Source organism: Lactobacillus kalixensis DSM 16043, assembly GCF_001434335.1.
In the GTDB taxonomy this organism is placed as follows: Bacteria; Bacillota; Bacilli; order Lactobacillales; family Lactobacillaceae; genus Lactobacillus; species Lactobacillus kalixensis.
Genome location: NZ_AZFM01000068.1, coordinates 1 through 2,616, shown reverse-complemented (window position 1 = coordinate 2,616; position 2,616 = coordinate 1). Strand labels below are relative to the sequence as shown.

3 protein-coding genes are annotated in these 2,616 nt (G+C 32.5%); all 3 read left to right on the top strand.

Translation table 11 applies throughout. The features are described 5' to 3' along the window. Window positions 1-407: 407 nt before the first annotated feature. The 3 genes from FC46_RS09665 (at window position 408) to FC46_RS09655 (ending at window position 2,361) form a co-directional block, all read left to right on the top strand. On the top strand, window positions 408-605 hold the full coding sequence (locus FC46_RS09665; RefSeq protein WP_057800198.1) for a hypothetical protein: 198 nt from the start codon (window positions 408-410) through the stop codon (window positions 603-605). Beyond that, complete coding sequence (locus FC46_RS09660; RefSeq protein WP_201779064.1) at window positions 589-1,095, top strand: DUF2335 domain-containing protein; 507 nt, start codon at window positions 589-591, stop codon at window positions 1,093-1,095. The genes FC46_RS09665 and FC46_RS09660 overlap by 17 nt, the downstream gene beginning before the upstream one ends. A 639-nt stretch (window positions 1,096-1,734) precedes the next feature. Beyond that, window positions 1,735-2,361: a matrixin family metalloprotease gene (locus tag FC46_RS09655; RefSeq protein ID WP_057800196.1), complete on the top strand. Its 627-nt coding sequence runs from the start codon at window positions 1,735-1,737 to the stop codon at window positions 2,359-2,361. Window positions 2,362-2,616 lie beyond the last annotated feature (255 nt).

Genomic DNA, 2,616 nt, shown 5'->3' with positions numbered 1-2,616 from the left:
GTAGTAGTCTTGCTGAAGGATCAGCATGCGTACAGGCATCACGCCTGAAGCATTTGTTCTATTACTTGCTTTGAGAACATACTAAACCACTGTCCATAAACGCTGCAGGGGAGCAGACGTTTTGAATTTCTTTTAGAAATTCAAAACCGCCGATTTTGTCAGAAAGTTTTGCACAGATTTGGAAAAGTGTACTTAGATGGGATGAAATGGAGTGACTGCGTTTAAGCAACGATGTTAAAATATGTTTGAACATAGGCAATAAAAACAGAAGCCGAATGTTAAAAGTTGAAGAATTAAATATTACTTTTTCAATAATAGATAAGCTTATATTTAGTTGAATTTGACGTGTATCATAATATGCTATAATTACTGTCTAAAGACTATATGGATTAACTAGGTGAGAAAAAATGTTTACGAATATTAAGATTGCTTTTACTAACGTATCTAAAAATCTTACTTCATCTTATTTGACTTTATTTAGAAATGTTATTTCTTCATCTGAAAATAGAAGAAACAAAGAAATTAATAAATCGATTAGAAATGATTGGCAAAATGTTGGTGATGATCTAAGACGAGGAATTATTAAATATGGTAAGTCCAAGTAGTAATTCTAAAGATCTAGATAAAACTCAAGATACTAAATTGTCGCCGTTAGATGCAGAAATTGTGGATCAAATTAATAACTCTAAGATGTCAAATGAAACAAAACAAGAAATTATTTCGTATCTAGAAATGTATAGTGGTCCAATACCACATCCGAGTATATTAGAAGGATACGAAAAATTGTATCATGGTGCATCTAAAGAGATAATTAATAATGGAATTGCAGAAAGCAAGCATAGAAGAAAATTAGAATCAGATAGACAAAAAAGACGAGGGCGTCTAGCGTGGACTTCATTGATTGTAATTTCTATGGTCACAATTCTTTTCATTTGTCTTTCTGCATATTTAATTCTTCATAATCATTCAATAGCAGGGAGTGTTTTTGGAACAGTCGGTGTATTTACGTTATTGGGTGGAGTAGTAGGAAATATCGATGAATTAACACAGAACGATGATTTAAGTAATCCTAAGGATCACAAAACAGATAATTAAGTTTGAATTTTGTAGTATTTAATTTTTGAATAAAACGCTATTTTTTAAAGTGAGTAGTATAGTGATAAAGAAATTCGTTCATGCGAACACAAAGAAGCATTACCACTGCTAAGGTAATGCTTTTTATTTAACAACTATTTTGTCTTATTCTTGGTGACTTTAGCCAATAGAAAGGTAGTATAGAAAAATAAAACTTAAAATATAAAGAATGCACTTTTGAAAGTAATCAATACACTTTAAGCTGCCAAGAGTACATTTTCAATACTAGATAGTACATTTCAAAATATAAAGAGCACACTTTTTCAAAAATCAACGTAAATATATTAAAACTAACATAGTAATTAACTATGCTAGATTTGTTTCTATCTTTTAGCGCTTAGGGATGCACCTAAGCGTTTTCTTTATGTCAAATTTTTTTCAAAACTCTAAAGGTTAACTTAACTTACTTTCGATTTGCTTAAAACGTTGTGCTATTGATTGCGCCACACCTTTTCACCTAATAAGATTGTTAACTAATTATGGACTGAGGAAACTATACAGCTAATGAATAGCTCACTACACAATCAGTAATTTTTTCTTTCCTTATTAGCCCATATACTTAACTCATCAAATATCTCATAAGCAAAGGTGATGACCATCATGAAAAAAATCCGTAAATTCCTTATCCTAATACTATTATTTTTTGTAGGTAGTTGGGTCTACCAAAACAATTACGAAGTTCGCGCAGCAGCTAACGATTCAATTTCTTCATTAAGAGATTACTTCACGCATTCCAATTCAGATAATGTAACTGCAACTCGTTCTAGTTCAAATAATAATCAAGCAACTTGGAGTAGGTCAGAGGCCACAGTTTATGTTGATCTTCAAAGCAATGCCGAATTTGAAGCAGCAACCGAGGCGGCGATCAATGCTTGGAATAAGACAGGAGCCTTCACATTCAAACGTGTTAATAGTAGAAGAAATGCCCAAATTGTTGTAACAGCAATGAATACTAATGAAACAACTGCTGCAGGAGTAACCTCTACTATCTACAACCCAATCACAACTCACTTGCTCAGAGCTAACGTGCGTCTTAATAGTTACTATTTACAGAATCCGTCATATAATTACTCATTTGATCGTGTTGTGAATACTGTTGAACACGAACTCGGTCATGCGATAGGACTTGGTCACAATAGAGGAGCATCAGTGATGTATCCAGCAGGTTCTTACTATGGAATTCGTCCAAATGATATTAATCGCGTAAGATCGCTCTACAATAGTTAACGAAAACACCCATTTTGGGGTGTTTTTCTATTTTTTTGAACTTTTTTGAAAAAATTTTTACTTTTTTTCGGGCGGAAAATGAGCAAATCTCGAACAATAACTAGGGGTTATTAAAGTATAAACAAGTAAATAGAAAGATTTATAAAAGTAAGACAATTGATTTTAGTTACAACGCCACCTAGTGTACCGGAAGTATAGCGAACGAAAAGAAGGATTTGACGAAAAGAGAAAGAGTGTGTAATATATTTAACTGTC

What these genes read in the sequence shown, in the direction of transcription:
- FC46_RS09660 (WP_201779064.1), top strand. Translation starts at nt 589, where the DNA reads ATGGTAAGTCCAAGTAGTAATTCTAAAGATCTAGATAAAACTCAAGAT.
- FC46_RS09655 (WP_057800196.1), top strand. Translation starts at nt 1,735, where the DNA reads ATGAAAAAAATCCGTAAATTCCTTATCCTAATACTATTATTTTTTGTA.
- FC46_RS09665 (WP_057800198.1), top strand. Translation starts at nt 408, where the DNA reads ATGTTTACGAATATTAAGATTGCTTTTACTAACGTATCTAAAAATCTT.